The following is a 25,785-nucleotide window of genomic DNA, read 5'->3' on the forward strand; positions in this document are numbered from 1 at the left end:
TCATCATATGCGCTGTCGTTCTTGATATAGGCTTTGATCGAACGTCAGATAAGCTATAAATGATTAGCGGCGTGCCCGACCGAGGCCCATTGCCTCTTCCATACGTTTTAATGTGGCACTGGCAATTGCATTTGCTTTTTCAGCACCTTCATCAAGGATGACGTCTAATTCAGAGGATTCTACTAAATGATAGAATTTTTCTTGAATTGGCGTCAGGTGATCGATTACAGCAGTAGCTACACCTTGCTTGAAGCCACCATAACCAATGCCTTCATATTTTTTAACTAGATCATCAATAGAAATACCTGAAATAGCCGATTCAATCGTCAATAAATTTGAAACACCTGGTTTATTTTCTACATCAAATGCTACAATCCCATCAGAATCAGTTACAGCTGATTTAATTTTTTTCTCAATGTCTTTTGCTGTATCTAGCAATCTGATTGTCGCCTTTGTATTGGGATCAGATTTGCTCATTTTTTTTGTTGGCTCTTGTAGAGATTTAATGCGAGCACCAGCTTTTGGTAATTGAATCTCTGGAATTGTTAAAACGTCACCATAACGTTTATTAAAGCGTTCTGCTAGATCACGTGTTAACTCGATATGTTGTTTCTGATCATCGCCTACTGGGACAATATTTGTGTTGTAAAGTAGAATGTCTGCAGCCATCAATGGTGGGTATGTTAAAAGAGCCGCAGAGACACTCTCTTTACCATGAGATTTATCTTTAAATTGTGTCATACGTTCAAGTTCACCGATAGATGCAACACACTGTAACATCCATCCTGCCTGAGCATGTGCTGGCACCTCAGATTGAATAAATAATGTAGATTTTTTAGGATCGATGCCAGTGGCAATATAAGTAGCAGCAAGCTTACGAATACTTTCTCGTAATTCCTTCGGATCTTGAGCGACTGTAATAGCGTGTTGATCGACGATGCAATAGATTGCATCTCCTTCATCTTGAAGGGCAGGGAATTGCTTGAAGGCTCCTAAGTAGTTCCCTAAAGTTACAATTCCTGTAGGCTGTACACCAGAAAAGATGGTTGTCATGAAAATTTCCTCCTCGAATTCAAATAAAAAACATCACGCGTCCTCATTAGACTTTTTCTAATGAAGGGACGAATGATGTTTGAATCCGCGGTACCACCCAGCTTGCCTTAACGGCCACTCAGCTTCGTAACGTGAAGGGACGAGCCTTGCTAGTAGTTTCCATTCATGAAACGTTCACAAAGCTAACTCGGAAGTCCATTCCATATGCCCCACGATCTGTTTTCACCAACCACAGACTCTCTAAACGTGTCATTAACATATGTACTACTCTTCGTCAGCGTTTTTCTCAATTTAACATGAAATTGATTTTATTGCATTGAATTATATTATAAAGATTTCATTGTGTAAAGTCAGACTTTTGGCGGTGTTTTTTTTAGAGAAAAAATTATATGCTTTTTTTGTTGTGTAAATTTGTTATAAAATGAAACTTTTTTATTAAAATTAACTTGAGGTGTACACGTCGAACTGACAATTTTCTCGTTTATCTTAGGTAAATGAGAACAGCAGAGCGACTTAAAAAGATGTTTAAAATACACTTAAAGTGGGAATAGTAGTAGTAGTTCGAAATGTTGTGAAAAAAGTATATACATTAAAAAGGTATATAAAAAGACAGAAAATTTAGCAAGACGCTCATTCTTTTTTTTATTGGAACTATATTCAAAAACAGCGGAGTGCTGTATAATGGTACTGTGTATTTTACATTACATTAATTCTAATTTAACACACTGGTTTATAGATATGATTACAAAATGAAAGGATGTGTCAGAACGAATGATCGTAACTCTATTTACATCACCAAGTTGTACCTCTTGCCGTAAAGCGAAAGCATGGCTAGAGGAGCACGAAATTCCCTATACAGAACGTAATATATTTTCTGAACCACTAAGTATTAGTGAAATTAAAAAAATCTTACGTATGACGGAAGATGGCACAGATGAAATTATTTCTACACGTTCTAAAATATTCCAAAAATTAAATGTAGATGTGGAAAGTTTACCTTTACAACGTTTATATGAATTAATTCAGGAATATCCTGGTTTATTACGCCGACCAATCATTCTAGATGAAAAACGTCTACAAGTTGGCTATAACGAAGATGAAATTCGTCGTTTCTTACCTCGAAAAGTTCGAGCATATCAGTTGCAAGAAGCACAAAGAATGGTGAATTAATTTTATCTATTCTGAATAAAATAAGTAGTAGATGTTACAGATGTGAGATGCATATTGTGACATCTATTTTTTTATGTTTTACTTATGTAAAACCTTCTATATAAAGTATAATAATTAATAGGGCAAAGTCATATATTTCCGTTAAAGTATGTTAAACTTGATTTAAGTTAAATAGTTTACTACAATTTCAATAATTCAAATATCTTCTGTGAAATGGTGTATATCCTTTTCATTTTATGACAGAACAGCATACAATAGTGTTAGAGACAACTGTAAATAAAAAATTTTAATGTTTGCAGTTCCTCGTGTGGTTTTACTGGTGTGGTCAAAGGTTGAAAAACAAATGCAGTATGAAGGTTAAAAACAAAGAATAAAAGCATACTAATGAAACAAAACTGTTTTTCGACATATGACAGTGAAGGGAGATGAGGTCTAGTGGACATCGAACGTGTAAATGAAAATACACTTAAGCTCTTTATTACGTACAATGATATAGAGGATCGCGGCTATAGTCGTGAAGAAATCTGGTACAATCGAGCAAAGGGTGAACAGCTTTTTTGGGATATGATTGATGAAGTAAATACGGAGGATTATTTTGATGTAGAAGGTCCGATTTGGATTCATATCAATGCATCTGAAGTAGGCTTAGAAATCATTGTCACACGTGCACATATCTTAAAAGACGGTGAAACATTAGATGGTCATTCGAATTTTGATGAACACAAAGAGATGTTTGCACCATTCGATGAAGTTGGGGACGATCTTCTTAGCCAACTAACTCAATTTGGTGACATGGATGAATCAGAATTATTTATGGATACAGACATTTATGTATATAAATTTAAAGATATTGATGAGTTAATCCCTGTTGCAAAACGAATGACGGACGAATTAGTGGATTCCTCATTATTTAAATATGAAAATTGGTACTATTTAGTGGTTGATTTCGGTAATGCAGATGAAGAGTTAAACCGTCACGATCGAAATGCGGTCATCAAAGAATTTTTAACGCCATCTAATTTTACGATTCATCGTTTAGAGGAGTACGGCGAAAAAATTATGGAATTTAATTGCTTTGAGACAGTTCGAAAATACTTTGCTTAAGCATATGTTTACTTGATTTTTTAGACTGTAGTGAACTCGGTAAATTTATCGAGATTCACTACAGTTTTTTTATACGAAAAGCTCAGTAGTGTGGCATTTCATAAATTTCAAGAAAAAACAGCTTTTAATTTGTGATAGCTAATAATTTTTACTATAGTTGGCCAAAAAGGAGCTGATTATATGCTAATTGCCTATAATAATTTACAGCAGCTTTTTCACGCATATCAATATACGAGAAAAGCATTGCAGACATATAGGCGCCAGATGACATTTTTTTGTCCTCAATGTCTAGAACCAGTTCATTTAAAAATTGGTTCCTATAATATCCCGCATTTTGCACATCATACGCAAAGTCAATGTCCGAAATTATTTGCTGAAGGTGAATCAAAACTTCATTTACAAGGTAAAATTCAATTGTTTGAATGGCTACAAAAGCTTGGACATAAAGTGAAGTTGGAGCCCTATTTAACAGAGCTTTCTCAGCGTCCAGATTTGCTTGTTGCTTTAGAAACTAACAACGTCGCACTGGAATTTCAATGTAGCCCACTATCTCATCATAAATGGCAGGAGCGGACAACAGGCTATGAAAAAAATAACATTCAAGCCATTTGGCTCTTTTTAACGCCTCAAAGATACGAAGCAATCAATGGAATTCGAAAAATAAGTATTCCTCCATTACTACAAAAGTCATTCATGACCACTTCAACAGGCCTTCCTTATTTAATGACCTATAATGCCAAAACAGCCCATTTTGAATATTGGACGAATCTCCTTCATGTGCATGGGCATACTTTTATAGGGAAAGTCCAAAAAATCCCCTTAGATAAGCAACGCTTTCCATTTTATTTACCAACTTGCATTTCCTTAGAAGAATTTCAACAGTATTGGCAGCTATATAAACATGCTTGCCAGCAATTTGCAAATAGGCGCCTCCTACATAGTAAACAAGGCGTGCAGGATACATTTTTACGATATTGTTATGAGTTGAATTTTTCTATTTCGGCAATGCCCTCTTATATCGGAATTCCGGTAAAAGATGGGACAGCAATTTCACTATTTGCAAGTGAATGGCAAACGATGCTGTTGCATTTTAGTCAACAGTTACGTTTAGAGCCATATGAATTAAAAAAACACCATATTCAAGATTTTCTCATGCAGTCTCATTTAGAATATACCGGGCAGGCAGTAAAAGCTGTTCAACAATATAGCCTCATATTGAATGGAATAGAACAAGATCAGAAACTACAGGATATTTGTGAGATCGTGTACGCACAATTATTTGCAATTGCCGCAATATACTGAGAAAATATGAGAGTATAGGGAAAAAAGCACATATAAAGGGGGCTGGCATGCACATGGCTAGTAACAGTAATCAAATTTTGGTACGAAATGAAGTACCTGAAGAATTAACATGGCGATTAGAGGATATTTTTGCATCCGATGCACTTTGGGAAGATGAGTTCAAGGAAGTTGCAGAGCTTGCTAAAAAAGCATCTAGTTTTGCAGGTACTTTAAATAATGGAGCACAAGCATTATTAGCAGCTTTACAGTATCACGATCATATTTATGAACGTGCAATGAAGCTCTACACATATGCTCATATGCGCTATGACCAGGATACGACAAATAGTTTTTATCAAGATATGAATAGCCGTATTCAAACATTAGCAACGAGTATTTCTGCTGGTCTATCATTTTTAACGCCAGAAATTTTGGCATTAAATGAAGAGACAATCGAAAGCTATTTAGCTGAAAATCAAGACCTACAATTGTACAAGCAATCATTAAAAGAAATAACAATGGCACGTCCACATGTCTTACCAGCGGAACAGGAAGCATTACTCGCTCAAATGTCTGAGGTAACTGGCACTGCCTCTAATACATTCAGCATGTTAAATAATGCGGATTTGGAATTCCCTTACGTGAAAAATGAAGATGGGGAAGAAGTACAACTTACACATGGTAACTATATCAAGTTTTTAGAGAGCAAAGATCGCTCAGTTCGTGAAGGTGCTTTTAAAGCCATGTACGCAACATATGGCAAGTTTAAAAATACGTTCTCGTCAACGCTAACAGGGAATGTGAAAAAACATAATGTGAGTGCTCGTATTCGTCATTATGACTCTGCACGCGAGGCAGCAATGTCTAATAATTTCATTCCTGAAAATGTTTACGATCAACTAGTAGAAACGATTCATAAGCATTTACCTGCGATGCAGCGCTATATTTCTTTACGTAAGAAGCTTTTAGGTGTTGATGAATTGCATATGTGGGATTTATTTGCACCTCTTGTAAAAGAGGTGGAAATGAAGGTTACTTACGACGAAGCTAAAGATATTTTAGTGAAGGCTTTAGCGCCATTAGGTGAGGAATATCAAAACATTGTTCAAAACGGACTAGATAACCGTTGGGTAGATGTTTTAGAGAATAAAGGGAAACGAAGTGGTGCATACTCATCCGGTGCTTATGGAACAAATCCTTATATTCTAATGAATTGGCAAGATAATGTGAATAATCTCTTTACGTTGGCACATGAATTTGGTCATAGTGTTCATAGTTATTATTCAAGAAATAATCAGCCATTTGTTTATGGGGATTACTCTATTTTTGTCGCTGAGGTTGCTTCGACATGTAATGAAGAGCTATTAAATGACTATTTACTTAAAACCATTGATGACCCTCAACAAAAAATCTACTTGCTAAATCATTGGTTAGACGGTTTCAGAAGTACAGTTTTCAGACAAACAATGTTTGCTGAATTCGAACACCTAATTCATCAAATGGATAAGAATGGTGAATCCTTGACAGCCGATCGATTGACTGAAGTGTATTATGAACTTAATAAAAAATACTTCGGTGATGATATGGTTGTGGATGAGGAAATTGGTTTAGAGTGGGCACGTATTCCGCACTTCTATTATAATTACTATGTTTATCAATATGCGACAGGTAAATCGGCAGCTACAGCATTGAGTAAACAGATTTTAGAGGAGGGTGAACCGGCTGTAGAACGTTATATTAATAACTTCTTAAAAGCAGGTTGCTCGGATTTCCCAATTGAAGTATTAAAGGCAGCGGGTGTTGATATGAACGTCGCGAAACCAATAGAGGATGCTTGTAAAGTATTTGAAGAGCGTTTAATTGAATTAGAAAAATTATTGTTGAATAACTAATTTGTTGGGCTATAGGATTATTCCTATAGCCTGTTTTTTTTATAGACAGCTTTAATTGAATGGAAAGAATAATGACTTTTTTTGATTTATAAATACTTTAAAAGAGTGCATCTTGGAAAAATACTGTTTGAAATCGCTTTCTATTTGACAAATTTGTGAATCTAGTATTGGATTCATTGCTAATTATATTATTCCATGATAGAGTAATTCTTGTGAAATAAATCACAAAACAAACATACACCCCTTTGTTTGAACGTGAACATTTCTCCCATCCCCTTTGTGAAAAAGAAGCGTCTCTATCGGTCGAGGATAGAGGCGTTTCTTTGTTTTTATGTAATAAAATAAGGACTCAACTAATGATCATTAGCTAAGTCCTTAACGTGTATTATTTAAGACGCCATAATGTAGCGTGAGTTGTCTGGATTCGTTCAATCTTTTGTTGCAGCATACGTTTCTTTAGTTCACGTTCGGCTGCTTGTTCTGTTAATGAATAGATAAATGCTATTTCATTTGTAGAAAGTGTATGGAATTTTGAAAATAAGTCCTCTATTGATGGTAAAGGCTGACGTACAAGCTGCTCATTGAGCATTTCTTCTAAAATATGTTCATAAACTTCATAGGCATAGCTACCACTAACCTTTAGTCCCTCATCTTCTATACATTCATTGAAAAATACGATACTTGGGACTTCGTCAACTTCCATTTCACGTTTAATGTATAAATCACATTGGAAAGCTCGTGCTGCTTCCTTTGAGCCGAAGTCAACGGTAAATTCATTCATATCTAGTTGAATATCCTCTGCGATCTTTAAAAGAGTAGCATAGGAGTTTACATCTTGATGGCTTAGTAATACATATTCTTGTAATTTCGATAAATATCGTGCACCTGCGCGTTTGCCCTGTAATTCGGCCGCTTTAATAGCGATAGAAGGTAATACAGGATGATTAATATCTAGCTCTATGCCTGATATACAACCCTTTACACGCTTGCTTAAGCAGTTTAAAGAAGTAAGCTCAGTGCTTAGAACAAAACGCCAAGTGAAGTAATGGTTGTATTCAAGCTGTAATTTACGAAGTACAGCTTGCATACTAAAAGCTTCAGGACAAAGTGGATCTACGAAAATATACAATTCAATAGGCTTATTGGCAGTAGAAATCGTTGGCGTTGGTTCTTGTAGCATTTGAATATTATTCACGTAACAATTCCCCCTCATCGTCATTAGGCGTATTAACCATGTGATGAGCTGTTAATACTAAACGTTGATAATAAGTTTCACGGAACTTCCCTTCCAAACCTACTTCATCCATAGCTTCTGACATACATTCCAGCCAAGCTTGTGCGCGATCTGGTGTAATCGGAAAATTCATATGACGTGCACGCATCATTGGATGTCCATGTTCTTCAGTAAAGAGATTTGGTCCACCTAAATACTGTGTTTGAAATTGAATTTGCTTACGGGCTGTCTCTGTTAAATCCTCTGGAAAGATTGGAATAAGATCAGGATGCTGAGCAACTCTTTTATAGAATGCATGAATAAGCTCTGCCAGTTTTTCAGCCCCCAGCTCCTCATAAGGAACAGTGTATTTTCGACTCATAAGTTATATGCTCCTTTAATTCTTTATATCGTAAAGTACCATTTACATACTCCGTCATTAAAATGTGAATTTCTTGTGACTACCTTCATTCTATCAACGTCTTTTCGTTTTCACAAATAAAGAGCTCTTTCGAATTGTTGTTCGCTATAAAAGCACAAATTTCACCACAGAGGGTGAAATTTGTTGGAAAATAGATAGATAGTAAGAATAATGCGATTACACGGTGAAGTAATTCATTACTTTTTTGACATAATTCTGTGTTTCTTTGAAAGGAGGGATGCCTCCATATTTTGTGACACGAGAAGCGCCAGCATTATAGGCTGCTAATGCTAGTGTAGGATCATTATTAAACTTATCTAGCATTTGGCGCAAATATTTTGCCCCAGCCATAATATTTTGTTCTGGATCAAAAGCATTGGTAACTCCTAGATACTGTGCTGTTTGAGGCATTAATTGCATCAAGCCTTGGGCTCCTGCATGACTAACTACAGATGGATTAAAATTAGATTCTTGTTTTATAACGGCTGCAATAAGCTTCTCAGGTACACCATAGGTTGCTGAGGCCTTTTCGATAATAGCAGCATATTGATCTGCTCCTGCCAAGGAGTTTGCATAGGCAGTTGAGCCAATCACATTATCTGAAACATAGGAATCAAGTTTTGTATGCTCATAAGAGCTTGTTAATGCCTGCTTAACGGATTCAGGAATGTACACAGCATTAGAACCTTTGTATAACAATGATTCAAGCGTGCCTTCTGAAGTATTAGCTAACTGATTGAAGATATCAGCGTTTGCTGTGCCTAAACCTAGTAAGCTAGAAAGCTTGGCATTGCTGGCAGTTGAAGCATCCCCTAATAATTCATTCATCATGTCAGAGAAAATAGATTGATTGTCTGTCAAAGCGTTTGTGGATGAACCATCTGTCGATCCAAGTGTTTGTAATGCTTGAATCTCCATTAAAGATCTTAGTGATTGAATATCCAAGAAGTTAGTCACCTTTCTTTTTATACTATTATAAATTTTGCTGCTGTAAAGCCTTCATAAAGCGGGCGATTTTCTTATCAGTTTCCTGCTTTGGAATACCATATTGTTGTAAAAATTCGTCGAAGATTGCTTTTCCTTTTATGGCATCTTTTGCTTCATATTCTACCTCATAATCGTCGCACTGCAAATAGTAAGAATGGTCAAAAACAAGAAGCCCCTCTTTATATGGAATTTCGACACGATCTGTAGTAAGTGAGCCAAACACCCGTAATTGGTCTAAGGGAATGCCATGAAGGGCAAGTTTTTTGGCAACCTCTTGAGCAAAAAAGCCTTCGCCCTCCAGCATTTTCTGAGCTTGATCTGCTGTTAATGGGTCCGTAGTTTCAAGGTGAGCATGCTCAGCATTTTTTTCTTTCAGTGTACATTCATAATATTCACCGATTTGCCTAATGCGCAGTCCACTTTGTAGCTTGCGAATCGCATGAGTAGGTGTGTCGAAATAATGATTTGTTTGACGATGAATAGCATTATTACGAATGTGGAAATCTTGTAATAGTTGCTCGTATTGATGTTTAGTTAGGAGATTTTTAAACTCGATTTCAATTTCTTGTGTCATTTATATTCACCTATTTATTTTTTTATTTTTCATTCGCTGTTTCGCTTGATTTAACATTTACACACTGCAACTATTTACCCTCTGTGCTAAAATAAGAGGAAGAGTACAACGAAAAGGGGAACCGCACGTGCGTAAAATTTATACAATAGAAACATCGAATTTTGAACAAGATCAACTTCATTTTAGTTTAAACGACAATGAAGTAAATTTACAGTTAAAACCTGCTGGACAACTTATTGCAGATTCAGATGATTTTGCATTTATTTATCTACTGGATGCAGGCGAAGACTATCATTACTTGCGTTTTCCACCGAGTAGTTGGGAGAATCTTGTACATATTTTACAAAAAAAGAAAGATCCAATACTACGAATAAGTGAAGAAGCAATCGAGCTTACAAATTTCTACGATGAATTGGAAATGCTCGTGTATAATATTGAAGGAAATTACAATTACGGGGCAGAATTTGTCCAAACAGTGGAACAACACTTCAAGGCAATTCTCGCTGAATAGAAAGACAAAACGAACAGACGGTGTTCGATACCGAATGTCGGGAGGTTTTTGTGATGGGACAATGGGAAATATTTTTAAGTCCTTATAAACAAGCAGTAGATGAACTAAAAGTAAAATTAAAGGGCATGCGTTCGCAATTCGGTATTGTTAATGCCAATTCACCTATCGAATTTGTAACAGGTCGTGTAAAGCCCTTAGCAAGTATATATGATAAAACATTGGAAAAAGGGTTAGCTTTTGAGCCATCTAAACAACTTGGTGATGAACTCGGTGATATTGCCGGTCTTCGAATTATGTGTCAATTTGTTGATGATATTGCTACAGTAACGGAGCTTATTCGTCAACGAAAAGATATGCGTGTAGTGGAAGAACGCGATTATATTACACATAATAAGCCAAGTGGTTATCGCTCCTACCATATGATTGTTGAATACCCTGTTGAAACGATTCAGGGGAAAAAGGTAGTGTTAGCCGAAATCCAAATACGAACACTCGCTATGAATTTTTGGGCATCTATTGAGCACTCTTTAAATTATAAATATAAGGGCATGTTCCCAGAGGAAATAAAAAATCGCTTGCAAAGTGCGGCTGAGGCGGCATTTCGCTTAGATGAGGAAATGTCATCTATTCGTAGTGAAATTCAAGAAGCACAGGCGTATTTCAGCGAATACAAGGAAGCATCGAATCCTAATTTACTATCGGAGAAGGAGCGTGACTCACAATGAAATTTGCGATTCAATCACGTCGAGATGCACAATCCAATGAGCTAATGGAGCTAGCTAAAACCTACTTACAGGATTTTGGCTTAACGTATGATGAGGAAGCACCAGAAATTGTTGTCTCTATAGGTGGAGATGGAACGCTTTTACATGCCTTTCATCGATATTCTCATTTATTAGATCAAGTGGCATTTGTCGGCATCCATACAGGACACCTAGGTTTTTATGCAGACTGGAAGCCTTCAGAATTAGAAAAATTAGTTTTGTCCATTGCTAAAAAGGATTTTAATGTGGTGGAATATCCGCTGTTAGAAGTGAAGGTGGAGCATCATAATGCAGAATCAAATACGTATCTAGCTTTAAACGAGGCAACAGTTAAATCGCCAGATGTCACACTGGTAATGGACGTTGAGTTAAATGGCAATCAATTCGAGCGTTTCAGAGGAGATGGTCTTTGTGTGTCAACTCCTTCTGGAAGTACAGCCTACAATAAAGCGCTTGGAGGAGCAATCATCCATCCAACTTTAGCAGCACTTCAAATTACAGAAATTGCATCGATTAATAATCGTGTATTTAGGACAGTTGGTTCTCCATTAATTTTACCCGCCCACCATCATTGTGTTTTACGTCCAGTAAATGAACAAAACTTTAATATGACTGTGGACCATTTACAAATTACACAGGGTGATGTAAAGGCAATTGTATTTAACGTGGCTAATGAAAGGGTACGTTTCGCACGTTTCCGTCCATTCCCATTTTGGGAACGTGTGCATGAATCTTTCGTTGCAAATGAGTAAGATGGATACAAGATTTACATTGCGCTTTATGGCTAAGAAAGAAGGCCAATTATTACGAGAAGCTCTACAAGAATGGCGTATATCTAAGCGAGCATTAACAGCTATAAAGTTCGATGGGGGATTATTAACGGTGAATGGGATCGAACGTAATGTGAGATATGCTCTTCAAGTTGATGATTGTGTGGAAGTGACATTTCCTCCTGAGGAAAAGAGTGAGGGGCTCATGATCGAGCATGGCGATTTGGCTATTGTATATGAAGATGATACAATCTTGGTGTTAAATAAACCAGCTCACCAAAGTACGATTCCCTCACGTGAACACCCAACCAATAGTGTTGCCAATCTAGTTTGTGGCTACTTTGAGCAGCAAGGATTAGCGTCCACTGCTCATATTGTAACGAGACTTGACCGAGATACTTCAGGTTTACTCTGTATTGCCAAGCATGCACATATTCATCATTTAACAGGCTTGGCTCAGCGTAATGGGGAGATTTCAAGGCAATATGAGGCAATTGTCCACGGACATGTTGACCAGGATAGCCAATCAATCGTGGCACCTATTGGGCGTAAAGCAACAAGCATTATTGAGCGAGAAGTACGTGAGGATGGGCAATATGCTCATACAGATGTAACCGTCATCCAACGTTTTTATTTAGGGGATGAACCGATGACACATGTAGCTCTTAAATTGCATACAGGACGTACACATCAAATTCGTGTACATATGTCGTCTTTAGGTCATCCACTTGTTGGTGATGAACTTTATGGAGGAAGTCGACTTCATATGGACCGTCAGGCACTACATTGTGTGTCCTTAAATATGACACATCCCTTAACAAGTGAACATTTGCAGTTCACAAGTATGCTTAATGAAGATATGCAAAATTTGCTTAAAGGATCTTCCGCTTAATATTATGATAAGGAGATGTTCGCACGACGGGCATCTCCTTATCATTTTTGATAGTAAATAAAGTGTTCTTTACACCTTGTTCATTTGACAAGTACAAATATAGGGTATAGTGAAAACGTCACGTTTTTTTAGGAAGGAATACCATTATATTGAAGGGCATGTAAATCCTCGTGGAAATAAACAAAAAAGGGTTTGCAGAAGGGTATAATTCGCTCTATTATATAGAAGGTAGATTTACGGCATTGCCCGTAATAATGATGGATAGCTCGGAAGGAGGGGACAAGCATGATAGAGGATAGAAATGAAAAGGATGATGTGCAATTTGACGAAGCACATTTACGAGGCATGCTCGAAGCACATAATATTGACGCATTCCGTGATGAGTTTTTAGAACTTCATCCATATGATCAGGCAACGTTTTACGAAAAGGTGGAACCTGATATAAGGAAGATCATCTATTCGTTCTTGTCTCCAACAGAAATGGCTGATATTTTTGAGGCAATCGAGATTGAAGATGATGAGTATAAAGCATATCTAGCTGAAATGGATCCATCTTATGGGGCAGAAATGCTTTCTCATATGTATGCAGATGATGCAGCCGATGTTTTAAATGAACTGGATATGGAACAACGTGAAAGTTATCTGGAAATGATGGATGAGGAAACGGCTGAAGAAATTAATGAGCTACTAAGCTATGATGAATATACAGCTGGGTCCATTATGACAACTGAATATGTCGCTATTCCAGAAAACTCTACAGTGCGTTCAGCAATGGCCATTTTACGTAAAGAGGCACCGGATGCTGAGACCATTTATTATATTTTCGTAGTAGATGAAAAGCACCGTTTGACGGGTGTTATTTCATTAAGAGATTTAATTATTGCCGAAGAGGATACACTTATTCGTTCAATTATGAATGAACGTGTCGTTATGGTACATGTAGGAGATGACCAAGAGGAAGTTGCACATATAATGAAAGATTATAATTTCTTAGCGACACCTGTTATTGATGATAAAGGTGAATTACTTGGGATTATTACCGTCGATGATATTATCGACGTTATTGATGAAGAGGCATCTGAGGATTACTCTAAGTTAGCCGGTATTTCCGATATGGATAAATTTGATGTCACACCACTCCAAGCTGCCAGAAAACGTTTGCCATGGTTGGTGGTACTCCTGTTTTTAGGTATGCTAACAGCCAATTTAATGGGGCAATTTGAGGATACTTTAGATAAGGTGGCCTTATTGGCAGTCTTTATTCCGTTGATTTCAGGAACATCGGGGAATAGTGGAACACAAGCTTTGGCCGTAGCTATTCGAGGTATTGCTACAGGTGATGTAGAAGAACATAGTAAATTAAAATTACTGCTACGAGAAGCGGGCACAGGCTTAATGTCAGGAATTGTTTGCGGCTTAATTGTCATTGGTATCGTTTATTTTTGGAAACAAGAACTAGTACTTGGGATGTTAGTAGGTGCTGCACTTTGTGGCTCGATTTTAGTTGCGACATTAGCTGGTTCATTTATACCTTTGTTAATGCACCGTTTGAAAATTGACCCAGCTGTTGCCTCTGGCCCGTTTATTACAACTTTAAATGATATTACAAGTATTTTAATTTATTTAGGTTTAGCAACAGTTTTCTTAAGTCAAATAGGCTAAGAACCAATTTACTTACTTTCGCATATTGTATGGAAAAAGGGGAAGTGAGTATTGTGGGTCAAGAACCACGCTTGTTTATAAAATCACCATCGTATTTTTTAAATATTTCTAAGGTGTTGCATGAACTTGATTTAGATGAAAGTACATCTGTATACGTCAAGGACAATACTTATGTAGATGAAACGGTTGACGAAGAAGAAGAAGAAGTTGTAAAAGATGTGGAAGTGGATCCGCATTTACTAAAACAACTTCAATTTTTAGAAAAGCCATTTCGTCAGCGAGCCTATCAGCCGCTTCTAGTTTGTTTAAAAGATGGTAGAAAATTAACTGGTTCTGCTTCAGATGTACAAAATGATTCTTTAATGCTTACCTCACTAGAATTAAAAACACAGGAAATCATTTATTTTGAAGATATAAAACAAGTCCTTTGGCGAGGAAGACAATTACCATCATTATAAAAAAAGTGTACAGCAGAGGATGCTGTACACTTTTTTTTATGTGTGTGTGTCAAAGGTGAAAGAAATTAGTCACAAATCCCTAAGTCAACATCAGCGATACATTGTACAGCGCAGAAGCAAGATAAGTCTACAGTAATACAGCTATCTGTTGAGTTCCAATCATCCACTTTACAGATCTTCTTCATATTTACGCAACAGCCGTCACGACTTAATAAATCTACTGTACTTTCACTAGAATCGAATGTACATAGAGGTTCTAAAACACGTAAAGTCGCACAACACTCATCAAACATATCTTCAACGCGGAAGAATACGGATGTACAAATACAAGGATCTGCAGTTGGGGAATTAAAGAATGCTTTGAAAGGAGTACCATCTTTTGTAATTAACATAAATACACGTGTATCTGCTTGAGAGCGAGCAGGACTAACAATCCCGCCTAGTGGTTCTAAGAAACAGTTTGCTGTACATGGAGAACACTCATCTCGCACCGCTTGATTTTGAATATCTAAAATAGCGCGCACTACGTCACAAACGCAGCCTGCTGAATGGATTGGTCCAATAGGATTTGTTGGCTTACCACAACCCATATTGTCACCTCCTTTCCTTGTTACTACTTCTACAATATGTGCTTTTCAAATTTGGACTCGGGCTATTGTATCTATGAATAGTTTTTTTATGTGTGGAGAAACTTTAAAGAAAAGGAGGGTAAAACTTGAGGCTACTTGGAATGACGTTACCTCTCTTAGTCGTTTTGCTGTTAAATGGTTGTGCTGAAAAAGAAAAATTTATCGTCTACGGTCCATCCCAAAATGGAAGTGAAGTCGAAGCCCTTATAAAAGAAGAGGACTATGTGGAACGATCAACCGTTATCCATTATGACGATAGTATGCTTGTTGCAGTACAAATTAAACCATGGGAAAAGTGGAAAAAGACTAAGTTAGAGAAAAAGTTGCAGAAAAAATTTGATGAGAAATATCCAAATAAAGATGTTTTTGTCTCAGCTGATTATAAAATTTTTTATGAAGCCAATAAAATAAAAAAGGATCAGATTGAAGATAATAAATTGAGCGATAAAATTAAAGAACTTAAAGAGCTAGCAAAGGAGAAGACATAAATGGAAAAAGAGCAATATCAGCAGTTGGAGCAAAATGTGACACCAAAGCCTCCATATATAAAGAATATAGCAAAGGCGTTTTTTGTCGGCGGTCTTATTTGTACAATTGGCCAAGCTGTGTCCCTTTTTTATATTATATTCTTCAATTTTACAGAAGCGACAGCCGGTAATCCAACCGTAGCTACAATGGTATTTTTTGCTATGTTGCTAACGGGGCTTGGTCTATATAAAAGAATGGGTCAATTTGCTGGGGCAGGTTCATCAGTGCCAGTAACTGGATTTGGTAATGCCGTTATTTCCGCAGCCATCGAGCATAGATCAGAGGGCTTAGTATTAGGAGTTGGCGGTAATTTATTTAAGCTAGCAGGGTCAGTGGTTTTATTTGGTGTAGTAGCAGCGTTTTTCGTAGCACTTATTAAATATATCTTCGTGATGATAGGAGTGGTTTCATGGTAATCGTTTTTCAATCGAAACCATCCCTATTAGCAGGTGGAGTTGTAGCAGGCCCATTAGAGAACCGAAGTATTTTTAGTCAGTATTTTGATGCTGTGTATGATGATGAACGTTGGCAAATGAAAACCAATGAACAGGGGCATCGTAAAATGATTGAAGAAGCATGTGATGCGGCTATGAAGAAAATGAACGTACAAGGTGGAGATATTGATTATTTAATGGGTGGAGATTTGGTCAATCAAATGACACCGACCAATTTTGCAGCAAGGGATTTAGAAATACCATTTATTGGACTATTTTCTGCGTGTGCCACCTCTGTTTCTTCCGTCATTATTGCTTGTCTTTTAACAGAATTAGGTGCTGCTAATTATTCATTAGCCGGTGCGTCAAGTCAGCATAATGCGATAGAACGTCAATTTCGTTATCCTATCAATTACGGTGCACAAAAGCCACAAACTGCTCAATGGACTGTAACAGCGGCTGGCTATGCGCTAATCGGTAAACACCGTGAAGAGTATCCTTCCATCGAAGCTGCCACAATTGGAAAATCTGTGGATTACGGCATGGATGATCCTTTCCATATGGGTGCTGCAATGGCACCTGCGGCCTTTCAAACGATTCAATCTCATTTACAACAACGAAATCAAAAAATTTATCATTACGATTTAATTTTGACGGGCGATTTAGGTCAGCTTGGGTTAAAGCTTTTGAAGGGAATGCTTGTTGAAAATGGTGTGAAAAATGAGGAACTAACTCTTTTACGCGATGCAGGTGCTGAGTTTTATGGGCAAGATGAATCCTTTCAATCAGGGGCAAGTGGTGCAGGCTGTTCAGCAGCTGTTTTTTTTAGTTACGTTCTTCAGCAGATGCGAGCGGGTAGCTATAAGCGTGTATTACTAGTGGCAACTGGGGCATTATTGTCTCCATTATCGTTTCAACAAGGTGAGACGATTCCATGTACGGCACATGCCATCGAAATTACAATGAAATGAGGCATAAATTATGGTAATGACATTTGTATTTGCATTTATTGTTGGAGGCATTATTTGCGTCATCGGCCAATTATTAATGGATGTCGGTAATTTAACACCGGCCCATACATTAAGTACACTCGTTGTCCTCGGTGCTATATTGGATGGTATGGGGTTATATGAGCCATTAATTAATTTTGCTGGCGCAGGAGCTACCGTACCCATTACCTCTTTTGGTAATTCTCTAACACACGGGGCAATGGCTGAGGCAGAAAAGCATGGACTGGTTGGCGTCTTAACAGGAATGTTTAAAGTAACAAGCTCAGGTATCAGTGCTGCTATTGTTTTTGCTTTTATTGGTGCATTAATTTTTAAGCCTAAAGGAAATATCGACTAGACGAATACCCCTCCCATTTCTACAACCCAAACATATTATAGGTTGTAGAAGGGAGGGGTGCTTTTATGGGATATCAAGGCTGGTCCTCACAACCGTATGGAAATAATGTTGGTGGGTGGAACAATAGCTATTGCGGAGGCAATAACTATAGTTATTGTGGAGGCAACAACTCTGGCTATGGTTCAACATTTGTTCTAATTGTTGTTCTATTTATTCTTTTAATTATTGTTGGCGCTACTTACATCTAATTTGATGAACATATTGTAAAGGCTTTAACTCTTATTTAGAGGGTTCACATACCTAAATAAAGTTAAGGCCTCCACCATTTGTGAATGCTTCGGGCAAGTCGCAAGGTCAAATTGAGTTTTAATGATAGGAGGGAAAACATGCATCGCTCGTTATTTAATTCAATTGAGCAAAAAACAGGTGTTTCGATGGATGAAATCTTCGCATTAGCCAATGCCATTCAACATGCGGATTTTACAAGTGAAAAACAAGTAAGAAAAATCGTACGACGTGTTGCTAAGATATCTAACAGAACGATTACACAAGAGTTAGAAGATAAATTAGTACAATCTATTATTCAAGATGGAGCATCACTAGATTTCGATAAAATCACTAGAATGATGAAGTAGCGCATGGCATATCTACTTGGCAAAGCAGCTTGTTACGATAGAGTAGATAAATGGTGGCAAGCGGATTTTGGTTTAAAAAAGGGTGTTACGACATTGAACAATATCGTAACACCCTTTCATTAAATTTTTTTCTCCATTGCTCGATGCGGAATACCAGCATCCAGAAATTCTGGAGAAGTTACCGCATAGCCAAGCTTTTCGTAAAATGGAATTGCATGGCTTTGCGCGTGAAGCTTCAATGTTTCTTTTGGGATAGAAATGGCGTATTTCTCCATTTCCTTCATTAGTAAAGCCCCTAATTTTTTACCACGTTGAGATTGTAAAATACAAACACGTTCAATTTTTGCTGTATTGTTTTCAATATTACGTAAACGCGCTGCTCCTACAGGCTCATCGTCCTCATACATAATAAAATGCGTTGCAGTTGCATCTTCAGCATCACATTCCAAATGGAGTGGAACGCCTTGCTCTTCAACAAAAACTTTTTTTCGTACAGTAAACGCATCATCATGTTCTTGCTTTGTTTCAACAATCTTAACGTTATACAATCATCACTCAGCTCCAGACAAACGGAATGTTTCGTATGTTGTCCAGGAACCGTCTTCTAATTGATATAGAAGATGAATGCGATCAATTGTATCTTTTTCATCTACACCAGTCATACGTAATTGACCAAAGATGTCGTCATGCTCAGAATCCGACATTTTTTGAGCGATTGTAATATGAGGTACAAATACATGTTTCGTTTCCCCATAAGAAATATTTTCTTGGATTTCATGTTGGAAAGCAGCTAATTGTTCAGTTGGTTCAATGCGGAAATAAATGGCATTGGTTGTAGGGAAAAACGAACTGATGCGTGATGCATGAATGTTTAAAGGCGCATATTTAGCAGCAAGCTCATCCAATTGCTTAACGATGGTTTGAATTTCTTCTTCAGACGCATCAAAGCTGTCTTTTAACGTCATATGCGGTGTAATCTTCGCAAAATGAGGATCATATCGTTTGCGATAAGTGTTCGCTAAATCTTGCAATTTTTTTGATGGAAATGCCACAATACCGTACTTCATAGTCCATTACCTCCCGTAAATAAACAATTTTTCTATTTAAGTATATCAGAAAATCCAATTTTCGTAATTTAATCACTCACATTAATTAAAATTTTCAATTAATGCACGTCGAAGGTCTGGTTTCCAATATTTCCATGTATGATTGCCATCAAACTCGTCATAAAATATAGAGTACCCTTTATGGATCATAAGATCATGGAGCTGACGATTAGGTGTTAAAAAATCCTTCACAGATTTATCCATAGTCACTACTTGGTCTTCACCCTTACCAACTATATGGTATATAGAAATGGCTGCTGGATCTTTGAAATTTTCGACTGCCTTCAAAACGTCATCATCCACGTATGGTGATTGAAGAATGACCTTGCCAAAAATACTGGGATACTTTAATGCGGCCATTAAGGAAGCTGTAGCAGCCATCGAATCTCCAATTACTCCACGACTCATACCCATTTGATACGTGGAAAACTCGTTATCTAAATAAGGTACTAGCTCATGTGCTAAAAAGCGGAGATAAGCTTCATGCTGCTCACCACTAGGAATATATTTATGACGTCGATCGTTAATATCTTTGTATGGAACAAAAGCAATAATTAAATTTTCGATTTCATAGTCATCAATCAGTTCATCAGCTAGCTTTGTAATACCACCAAGCTGGAAATAATCTTTACCATCTGATGCGATTAGAATGTTGTATTTATATAGTGGAGAATAATTTGCAGGAACATAAATATAGAGCTGTAATTCTTCCTGTAATGCCTCACTATAGAATGCTAAATCCTGTACTGTTCCCTTATCCAATGATGACACTCCTTCTTATGTTTGTAACAAAATTGTACCATATTACGAAAGTAAAGGTATAATAGGTTGGGCTAGCACTATACTAGCAATAAAATCGAAATGAGGGGTAGCTTATGCATAATAAAAGTATTCGTGTGCACTCTGATGAAGTAGCGAAGGCAGCACATGCCGCGTTGATTCGTAGAGGTGTGGCGATCGAGGATATCGCAAAAATTGTTTACGAAATGCAAAAAACCTATAATGAAGGTTTAACACTGGATCATTGTGTTCATTCGGTTGAGCGTGTACTGCGTAAACGAGAAGTGCAACATGCACTTTTAGTAGGAATTGAATTAGATGAGCTAGCTGAGAAAAAATTATTATCATCACCATTACAGCAAATTATAGAATCTGATGAAGGTTTATTTGGTGTGGACGAAACAATCGCACTAGGATCTGTTTTTACATATGGCAGCATTGCAGTAACCACATTTGGTCATTTAGACAAGCAAAAAATTGGCATTATTAAAAAATTAGATACTGAGCCTGGGCATCATGTTAACACGTTTTTAGATGATTTAGTTGGCAGTATCGCGGCTTCTGCAGCATCACGAATTGCTCACCGTATGCGTGATTTAGAGGAAGAGGGCGAGACATTTGCGGATATCGAGCCAGAAGAGCTAGGACCAAAGCCAAAATCACATAATGAAATATAAAATGAGTTTCTACTATAAAAAATAACTTTCTCAAATATGGGGAAGGATAGACAAAGCCATCGAGAATTTTGATCTGACCCAAAAAAGTTAGACATATTTAGTTAAGCAACTGCTAAGACCTGAGTTCGGTACTCCACCGGGCTTAGGTCTTTTAATTTTTCTTTCATTCGTTTGTGATTGTAGTAGTGAATATAGTCATTGAGCTCCTGTTCAAAATGTGCCATAGATTCAAATTCTTGTAGATACAGGAGTTCAGATTTTAATAAGCCAAAGAAATTTTCGATGACTGCGTTGTCCAAACAATTACCCTTACGGGACATACTCTGCGTAATACCATGTTGCTTTAATGTTTGTTGATACTTTTTCATTTGATAATGCCAACCTTGATCTGAATGAAGAATAACTTGATCACTTGATTCAAGGCGCTCCAATGCTTGTTCTAACATATTATGGACTAGTTTATACACTGGACGCTTCATAACCGAGTATGCAATGATTTCGCCATTACATAGATCAAGGACGGGTGATAAATAGCGTTTCTCACCAAATAGATGGAACTCTGTCACGTCTGTTACCCATTTCTCGTTCATTTTTTCCGCTGTAAAATCGCGTTGTAATATGTTTGGGGCAATTTTTCCGACGTTACCTTTATACGAACGATATTTCTTCATGCGGACTTCACACTTTATGCCAATGGCATTCATCAAGCAGTTAATCGTTTTCGGATCATGATGAATACCAAATTTTTTTAGTTCTTTGGTGATCCGACGATAACCATAACGTCCCTTATGTTCATGATAAATGGACTGAATTGCGACTTTCACATCAGCGTATTTATCATGACGATTCAAACGCTTTTCCCAGTAATAATACGTACTACGTGGAATATCAGCGACTTTGATTAATTCCACTACTTCATAGATTTCCTTTAGTTCATAAATTACTTGCGCTTTGATTTGATTGGTAATTTTTCTTGCATTTGAACTAAAGTATTCAACTTTTTTAAGTACGCATTCTCCATTTCTAATTGTTTGATTCGTGCTTCTAACGCCTCAACAGATCCTTCAGCTGGTGTTGATTTCGTTGTTCTTTTTGTCTCTTTTTTCATAGATAGATGCCCCTTTTTCTTAGAAACAAGAGCATCATAACCACCAACTTCAAACTTCAACTTCCAATTCCGAATCATGCCAGGAGATGAAATATTGAATAGTGCAGCTGTGTCTCTCGAAGATGTACCTGTCTCGTTCATATAATTAAGTACATTCATTTTATAGTCAGCTGAATAGTTTGTATAGGACTTTAAGAAAGTCTCTACGCCATTTTTTTGATAACGGCGAACCCATTCACTGACAATCTGAGCTGTCACACCGATATCATTCGCAATTTCGATCAAAGTTTCATTTCCATTTAAATATCGTTGAACTGCTTGAATACGTTGTTCAACACTTACTTTTGTCATAAAAAAACCCCCGTAAAAGTTAGATTAATGTCTAACTTTTACGGGGCAGTTCAATTTTACTCTCAATGGCTTTTGTCATTTTATTCTTTTAAAAAATCCCTTTATTACTTTTTATCGTTATAGGCTTTTAAAAATTCTTTTACTTTTTCGCTATCGGCTTCAAGTTTTAACCCAGTGTCAACTAAAGGAGATACAGTTGATATAGCAGGTTTCTTATTGCCTTGGTAATAGCTAATGAACTCGTCTTGGTTGATGGAGTACAAAATCGCTTTACGTAAGTCAGCTGAATCTGAAACTGCGCGACCAGATGTATTCATTTGTAAGTAAGAAACAGCATTGCTATCGGCAGTATTTAAAGTTAATTTATCGTCAGATTTCACAATATCCAGTTTTGTTTCTGGAACTGTTTGAAGAACGTGAATTTCTCCATTACGTAATGCTGATAAAGCACTGTCAACATCAGAGATGAAACGAACATTGATTTTCGAAATTTTTGGTTCATACTCACTACCAACACGGTAGGCAGGATTTTTCACAAATTGTGCTTCATAATCATTTTTCTTTACTAAAATATAAGGACCACTTGCATAAAGTTGATTGTTGAAAGTTGCTGATCCTTCAGTGATTGTAGCTTGATCACCATAGGCAATATCTTTGTCAGGGTCATAGTTAGCTACATCATACGTATTAATACTTGTTACTTGTTTTTCAGATACAATACCACCAGATTGGTGTGCTAAATAGTTTAACACTTGCGGGAATGGTGTTGGTGTTGTAATTTTAACAACTTGGTATGAACCAGAAGCATTGTTAACAGACCCTTTGTCTTTTGCTAATTGCGCTACAGATGCAGGGAGGTTTTGTGATAATGCTTCCAGAACTGTTTGATCAGAGCCAGATACTTTTTTATTTTGTAATTCAGCTAAATCTGAAACAATCTCTACTGTTTCAATATTTTCATGGATACTATAAGTACGGTGATCTGGTACTGAATTAGCATCTTTAGCACGGTTTAATGAGAAGACCACATCTTCAGCAGATACTAGATCACCTGTATCAACAGCTGCACCATCTTTCACTGCGGCGAAATGAATATCATCGCGTAAAATAAAGTAATAGTCTTGATTGCCTTCTGCCATTACATGGTTATAAGATAATGAACCATCTGAAACAACGTCATCCGTGTTTGTTAAATTAACAAGACGAACATACATATTTGTATTTAATGTGTTGATGGAACCATCATTTCCTTTAATCGGATCTAGCGAAGTAAGAGAATTAATTGTTTGGTGTAAAATTAATGGTTCAGTTGCATTTTTAGCAGAATCATTAAATTCGATTTTTTCCCATACTTGCGCACGAGATTTTGGTAAATGTACAGTTTTAGGATTTACTAACTCCGAGTAGATCCCTTGATACTTATTGGAAATATATAAAGGCGCAATATAAGCTTGATCGAATACTAGTAATTGCTCTAAATCTTTATATTTAGCCGCTGCTTCTTCACCAGTTAATGTACTCGCCTCATCGATTAGGGCATCTAATTTTGAATCTGCAACAACACTGTAATCTCCACCCGTTTTAAATAATCCACGAACAGCATAGTCCGGGTTTCCTGTTACTGTCGTCCAGCTTGAAAGGGCAAGATCGTAGTTGCCTGCTTCTTTTTGGGCCGAGAATGAACCGTAATCTGGTTGAATATTAAGCTTTACATCAAAGCCGTTTTTTACTAATTGGTCTCGAACAATATTCATATCTTCTTCAGAAGCTGCCATGCCTAATACTTCAATGGCTACTTTGCCATTGCTCTTGTCACTATCTTTTGAATCTTTACTTCCTTCTACGTCAGTTTTCGTCTGTACACAGCCAGCTAAAGCTAATACTGCGACGAATAATAATACAAGTAATTTCTTCATAGGTACCTCCAATTAATTTGTTTTTGGATCTAAAGCATCTCGTAAACCATCTCCTAAGAAGTTAAAGGAGAGGACAAGAAGCATAATACAAAGACCTGGGAAAATCGCAACATATGAATGAGTTTCCAGGTACGTACTACCAACCTTTAAAATATTGCCCCATTCGGGAATGTGTGGCTCAATACCAAGCCCTAAAAAACTTAAACTACTTGTTGAAATAACAGCTCCACCAATCGTAAGTGTTGCCTTAACAATCATGGGTGCTAATGAATTAGGAACAATGTGCTTGAAAATAATGGCCGCATCAGATGCCCCCAAAGCTCGGGCGGATTCCACAAATTCAAAATTTGCTAGCTGCATGACATTCGCCCGCATTGTACGTGCATAGGTTGGAATTGCCCCAACACTAAGTGCAATAATGAGATTGATCGTATTAGCACCAAATGCAGCAATAATAGCAATGGCTAACAGAATGCCCGGAATAGCATATAAAATATCTAGGCTTCGCATGATGACATTGTCAGTTGTTTTTCCGTAATAGCCGGAAAATGCCCCTAACGCGCCTCCGACTAACGCAGGAATAATCGTTGAGAAAAATCCGACGATTAATGAAATGCGTGCCCCAAATACAATACGGGAAAATAAATCTCGCCCGTAATTATCTGTGCCTAGAGGATATTCTAATGATGGTGTTTGCAGCAGGGCACCGTAGTTATTTTCTGTAGCAAAGTCATAGTCAAAAGTCCAAGTACTTGTGACGGACAATGAAAACATAAAAATAATGAAAAATAATCCGAATACAGCCATCGTATTTCGTAAAATCTTTTCCCATATTTTTTGCCACTTTTCAATAGAAGAAGGGTTTGCCTTTATAGCCTTTTGAATAAGGCTATAACCTAGTAATGTAGCAAATAGATTACCAGTGAAAGTAGCCAATAGTAATAAAATACCAGGGATAAGCATCCATCTTGGAGCCGCTGTTGGTGTGACAAACTTAACGCATAAAATGGTCATCACGATATAAATAAGCGCAAGTATGAAGAAAACACTCATCGCCAGTAAAAAGGTATCTGTTACATAAGGCTTAAATAAATTTAATGCTGCAATACCAATGATGAATAATTGCGTAATAAAGGCATAGGCAGCAAACGTATATTCGGCAGTCTTTCTAGTGGACACAAGCATAAACGCAAATGATGTAGAAAAAATATTGCCAGAAAGAACGGTTAATAGTAGAGGATAGCCGAAAATACGAGTACCTCTTTGAATCTCCCCAAACTTTGCTAAATCTCTTTTTATTCGTAAATTTACAAAAGCCACATAGATCGCAGTAATGGCATAAATAACAAAGAATAGTAGAACAACTGGTCGCCAGCTATGGGTTGAAAAATTATAGCTATAGGCTAGAAACAATAAAGAAAACAGTAAGGAAAAGACAAAGGTAAAATGAGAATTGACATATTCCTGTGTAATCTTCAAAAGTAGTTTGACATGTAAGATGTTTTTCACAGGTGATCCTCCT

29 protein-coding genes and 1 other annotated feature are annotated in these 25,785 nt (G+C 37.0%); of the genes, 17 read left to right on the forward strand and 12 right to left on the reverse strand.

What is annotated here, in order from left to right:
- Positions 1 to 63 precede the first annotated feature (63 nt).
- Complete coding sequence (trpS, locus tag MKY80_RS03360; RefSeq protein WP_008181516.1) at positions 64 to 1,053, reverse strand: tryptophan--tRNA ligase; 990 nt, start codon at positions 1,051 to 1,053, stop codon at positions 64 to 66.
- A gap of 61 nt (positions 1,054 to 1,114) precedes the next feature.
- Positions 1,115 to 1,340, reverse strand: a binding site (T-box leader).
- Positions 1,341 to 1,827: 487 nt separating this feature from the next.
- Here trpS and spxA point away from each other — a divergent pair.
- The 4 genes from spxA to pepF all read left to right on the forward strand — a co-directional run bounded on the left by spxA (position 1,828) and on the right by pepF (position 6,500).
- On the forward strand, positions 1,828 to 2,223 hold the full coding sequence (spxA, locus tag MKY80_RS03365; RefSeq protein ID WP_025116803.1) for a transcriptional regulator SpxA: 396 nt from the start codon (positions 1,828 to 1,830) through the stop codon (positions 2,221 to 2,223).
- Positions 2,224 to 2,658: 435 nt separating this feature from the next.
- Positions 2,659 to 3,327: an adaptor protein MecA gene (gene mecA / locus MKY80_RS03370; RefSeq protein WP_008181512.1), complete on the forward strand. Its 669-nt coding sequence runs from the start codon at positions 2,659 to 2,661 to the stop codon at positions 3,325 to 3,327.
- Between the two features lie 180 nt (positions 3,328 to 3,507).
- On the forward strand, positions 3,508 to 4,629 hold the full coding sequence (locus MKY80_RS03375; RefSeq protein WP_090003094.1) for a competence protein CoiA family protein: 1,122 nt from the start codon (positions 3,508 to 3,510) through the stop codon (positions 4,627 to 4,629).
- Positions 4,630 to 4,682: 53 nt separating this feature from the next.
- On the forward strand, positions 4,683 to 6,500 hold the full coding sequence (gene pepF, locus MKY80_RS03380; RefSeq protein ID WP_089986716.1) for an oligoendopeptidase F: 1,818 nt from the start codon (positions 4,683 to 4,685) through the stop codon (positions 6,498 to 6,500).
- A gap of 385 nt (positions 6,501 to 6,885) precedes the next feature.
- Here pepF and MKY80_RS03385 read toward each other — a convergent pair whose 3' ends face one another.
- From MKY80_RS03385 to MKY80_RS03400, 4 genes are all read right to left on the reverse strand, one after another.
- Positions 6,886 to 7,695, reverse strand: a complete 810-nt coding sequence (locus tag MKY80_RS03385; RefSeq protein ID WP_008181503.1) for a DsbA family protein — start codon at positions 7,693 to 7,695, stop codon at positions 6,886 to 6,888.
- Positions 7,688 to 8,095: a hypothetical protein gene (locus tag MKY80_RS03390; protein WP_008181502.1), complete on the reverse strand. Its 408-nt coding sequence runs from the start codon at positions 8,093 to 8,095 to the stop codon at positions 7,688 to 7,690. Before MKY80_RS03390 ends, MKY80_RS03385 begins: the two co-directional genes overlap by 8 nt.
- A 216-nt stretch (positions 8,096 to 8,311) precedes the next feature.
- Entirely contained in the window at positions 8,312 to 9,079 is a 768-nt protein-coding gene (locus tag MKY80_RS03395) for a lytic transglycosylase domain-containing protein (RefSeq protein ID WP_253734931.1), read from the reverse strand.
- 28 nt (positions 9,080 to 9,107) lie between these two features.
- Positions 9,108 to 9,695: a CYTH domain-containing protein gene (locus MKY80_RS03400; RefSeq protein ID WP_008181498.1), complete on the reverse strand. Its 588-nt coding sequence runs from the start codon at positions 9,693 to 9,695 to the stop codon at positions 9,108 to 9,110.
- Positions 9,696 to 9,822: 127 nt separating this feature from the next.
- Between MKY80_RS03400 and MKY80_RS03405 the strand changes: the two genes are divergently transcribed.
- The 6 genes from MKY80_RS03405 (at position 9,823) to MKY80_RS03430 (ending at position 14,752) form a co-directional block, all read left to right on the forward strand.
- Positions 9,823 to 10,206 carry a hypothetical protein gene (locus tag MKY80_RS03405; protein ID WP_036123426.1) on the forward strand — a complete coding sequence of 128 codons (384 nt, stop codon included), beginning with the start codon at positions 9,823 to 9,825 and terminating at the stop codon, positions 10,204 to 10,206.
- Between the two features lie 53 nt (positions 10,207 to 10,259).
- Positions 10,260 to 10,931, forward strand: coding sequence for a GTP pyrophosphokinase family protein (locus tag MKY80_RS03410; protein ID WP_008181494.1), 672 nt, complete (start codon positions 10,260 to 10,262; stop codon positions 10,929 to 10,931).
- Entirely contained in the window at positions 10,928 to 11,722 is a 795-nt protein-coding gene (locus MKY80_RS03415) for an NAD kinase (RefSeq protein WP_025116813.1), read from the forward strand. The genes MKY80_RS03410 and MKY80_RS03415 overlap by 4 nt, the downstream gene beginning before the upstream one ends.
- Before the next feature lies 1 nt (position 11,723).
- Positions 11,724 to 12,632, forward strand: coding sequence for an RluA family pseudouridine synthase (locus MKY80_RS03420; RefSeq protein ID WP_303622088.1), 909 nt, complete (start codon positions 11,724 to 11,726; stop codon positions 12,630 to 12,632).
- A gap of 285 nt (positions 12,633 to 12,917) precedes the next feature.
- Positions 12,918 to 14,294 carry a magnesium transporter gene (mgtE, locus tag MKY80_RS03425; protein ID WP_089986713.1) on the forward strand — a complete coding sequence of 459 codons (1,377 nt, stop codon included), beginning with the start codon at positions 12,918 to 12,920 and terminating at the stop codon, positions 14,292 to 14,294.
- 53 nt (positions 14,295 to 14,347) lie between these two features.
- Entirely contained in the window at positions 14,348 to 14,752 is a 405-nt protein-coding gene (locus MKY80_RS03430; protein ID WP_258954813.1) for a hypothetical protein, read from the forward strand.
- A 65-nt stretch (positions 14,753 to 14,817) separates the two neighbouring features.
- Here MKY80_RS03430 and MKY80_RS03435 read toward each other — a convergent pair whose 3' ends face one another.
- On the reverse strand, positions 14,818 to 15,342 hold the full coding sequence (locus tag MKY80_RS03435; protein WP_008174263.1) for a CotY/CotZ family spore coat protein: 525 nt from the start codon (positions 15,340 to 15,342) through the stop codon (positions 14,818 to 14,820).
- A 125-nt stretch (positions 15,343 to 15,467) separates the two neighbouring features.
- On the opposite strand from MKY80_RS03435, the gene MKY80_RS03440 reads away from it, so the two are divergent.
- The 6 genes from MKY80_RS03440 to MKY80_RS03465 all read left to right on the forward strand — a co-directional run bounded on the left by MKY80_RS03440 (position 15,468) and on the right by MKY80_RS03465 (position 18,325).
- On the forward strand, positions 15,468 to 15,869 hold the full coding sequence (locus MKY80_RS03440; protein ID WP_225316259.1) for a YhcN/YlaJ family sporulation lipoprotein: 402 nt from the start codon (positions 15,468 to 15,470) through the stop codon (positions 15,867 to 15,869).
- Positions 15,870 to 16,325 (forward strand): stage V sporulation protein AC, encoded by a 456-nt coding sequence (gene spoVAC, locus MKY80_RS03445; RefSeq protein ID WP_008174259.1) that lies wholly within the window; start codon positions 15,870 to 15,872, stop codon positions 16,323 to 16,325.
- Positions 16,319 to 17,314, forward strand: coding sequence for a stage V sporulation protein AD (locus tag MKY80_RS03450; RefSeq protein ID WP_008174258.1), 996 nt, complete (start codon positions 16,319 to 16,321; stop codon positions 17,312 to 17,314). Before spoVAC ends, MKY80_RS03450 begins: the two co-directional genes overlap by 7 nt.
- A gap of 16 nt (positions 17,315 to 17,330) precedes the next feature.
- Positions 17,331 to 17,690, forward strand: a complete 360-nt coding sequence (gene spoVAE, locus MKY80_RS03455; protein WP_008174255.1) for a stage V sporulation protein AE — start codon at positions 17,331 to 17,333, stop codon at positions 17,688 to 17,690.
- A 65-nt stretch (positions 17,691 to 17,755) separates the two neighbouring features.
- Positions 17,756 to 17,938, forward strand: coding sequence for a YjcZ family sporulation protein (locus MKY80_RS03460; protein ID WP_012292972.1), 183 nt, complete (start codon positions 17,756 to 17,758; stop codon positions 17,936 to 17,938).
- A gap of 138 nt (positions 17,939 to 18,076) precedes the next feature.
- Entirely contained in the window at positions 18,077 to 18,325 is a 249-nt protein-coding gene (locus MKY80_RS03465) for a stage VI sporulation protein F (RefSeq protein WP_008174251.1), read from the forward strand.
- A gap of 119 nt (positions 18,326 to 18,444) precedes the next feature.
- On the opposite strand, the gene MKY80_RS03470 is transcribed toward MKY80_RS03465, so the two are convergent.
- The 3 genes from MKY80_RS03470 to MKY80_RS03480 form a co-directional block, all read right to left on the reverse strand.
- Positions 18,445 to 18,873: a GNAT family N-acetyltransferase gene (locus MKY80_RS03470; RefSeq protein WP_089986712.1), complete on the reverse strand. Its 429-nt coding sequence runs from the start codon at positions 18,871 to 18,873 to the stop codon at positions 18,445 to 18,447.
- 3 nt (positions 18,874 to 18,876) lie between these two features.
- Positions 18,877 to 19,392, reverse strand: coding sequence for a YjcG family protein (locus tag MKY80_RS03475; RefSeq protein ID WP_008174247.1), 516 nt, complete (start codon positions 19,390 to 19,392; stop codon positions 18,877 to 18,879).
- 81 nt (positions 19,393 to 19,473) lie between these two features.
- Positions 19,474 to 20,193 (reverse strand): alpha/beta hydrolase-fold protein, encoded by a 720-nt coding sequence (locus MKY80_RS03480; protein ID WP_089986711.1) that lies wholly within the window; start codon positions 20,191 to 20,193, stop codon positions 19,474 to 19,476.
- A gap of 113 nt (positions 20,194 to 20,306) precedes the next feature.
- Between MKY80_RS03480 and MKY80_RS03485 the strand changes: the two genes are divergently transcribed.
- Positions 20,307 to 20,888, forward strand: a complete 582-nt coding sequence (locus MKY80_RS03485) for a phosphatidylglycerophosphatase A (protein ID WP_008174245.1) — start codon at positions 20,307 to 20,309, stop codon at positions 20,886 to 20,888.
- A gap of 101 nt (positions 20,889 to 20,989) precedes the next feature.
- Here the strand turns inward: MKY80_RS03485 and MKY80_RS03490 are convergent.
- From MKY80_RS03490 to MKY80_RS03500, 3 genes are all read right to left on the reverse strand, one after another.
- Positions 20,990 to 22,347, reverse strand: a protein-coding gene (locus MKY80_RS03490; RefSeq protein WP_085961709.1) for an IS3 family transposase whose coding sequence is annotated in 2 segments (ribosomal slippage) — positions 20,990 to 21,894 and positions 21,894 to 22,347 — 1,359 coding nt in all. Because the reading frame shifts where the segments join, the coding sequence is not laid out codon by codon here.
- A gap of 104 nt (positions 22,348 to 22,451) precedes the next feature.
- Entirely contained in the window at positions 22,452 to 24,263 is a 1,812-nt protein-coding gene (locus MKY80_RS03495) for an ABC transporter substrate-binding protein (RefSeq protein WP_089987230.1), read from the reverse strand.
- Positions 24,264 to 24,275: 12 nt separating this feature from the next.
- Positions 24,276 to 25,772, reverse strand: a complete 1,497-nt coding sequence (locus MKY80_RS03500; RefSeq protein WP_089987229.1) for an ABC transporter permease — start codon at positions 25,770 to 25,772, stop codon at positions 24,276 to 24,278.
- Between the last annotated feature and the right edge of the window lie 13 nt (positions 25,773 to 25,785).

This window comes from Lysinibacillus sp. FSL R5-0849 (assembly GCF_038595075.1).
GTDB classification, from domain to species: domain Bacteria; phylum Bacillota; class Bacilli; order Bacillales_A; family Planococcaceae; genus Lysinibacillus; species Lysinibacillus fusiformis.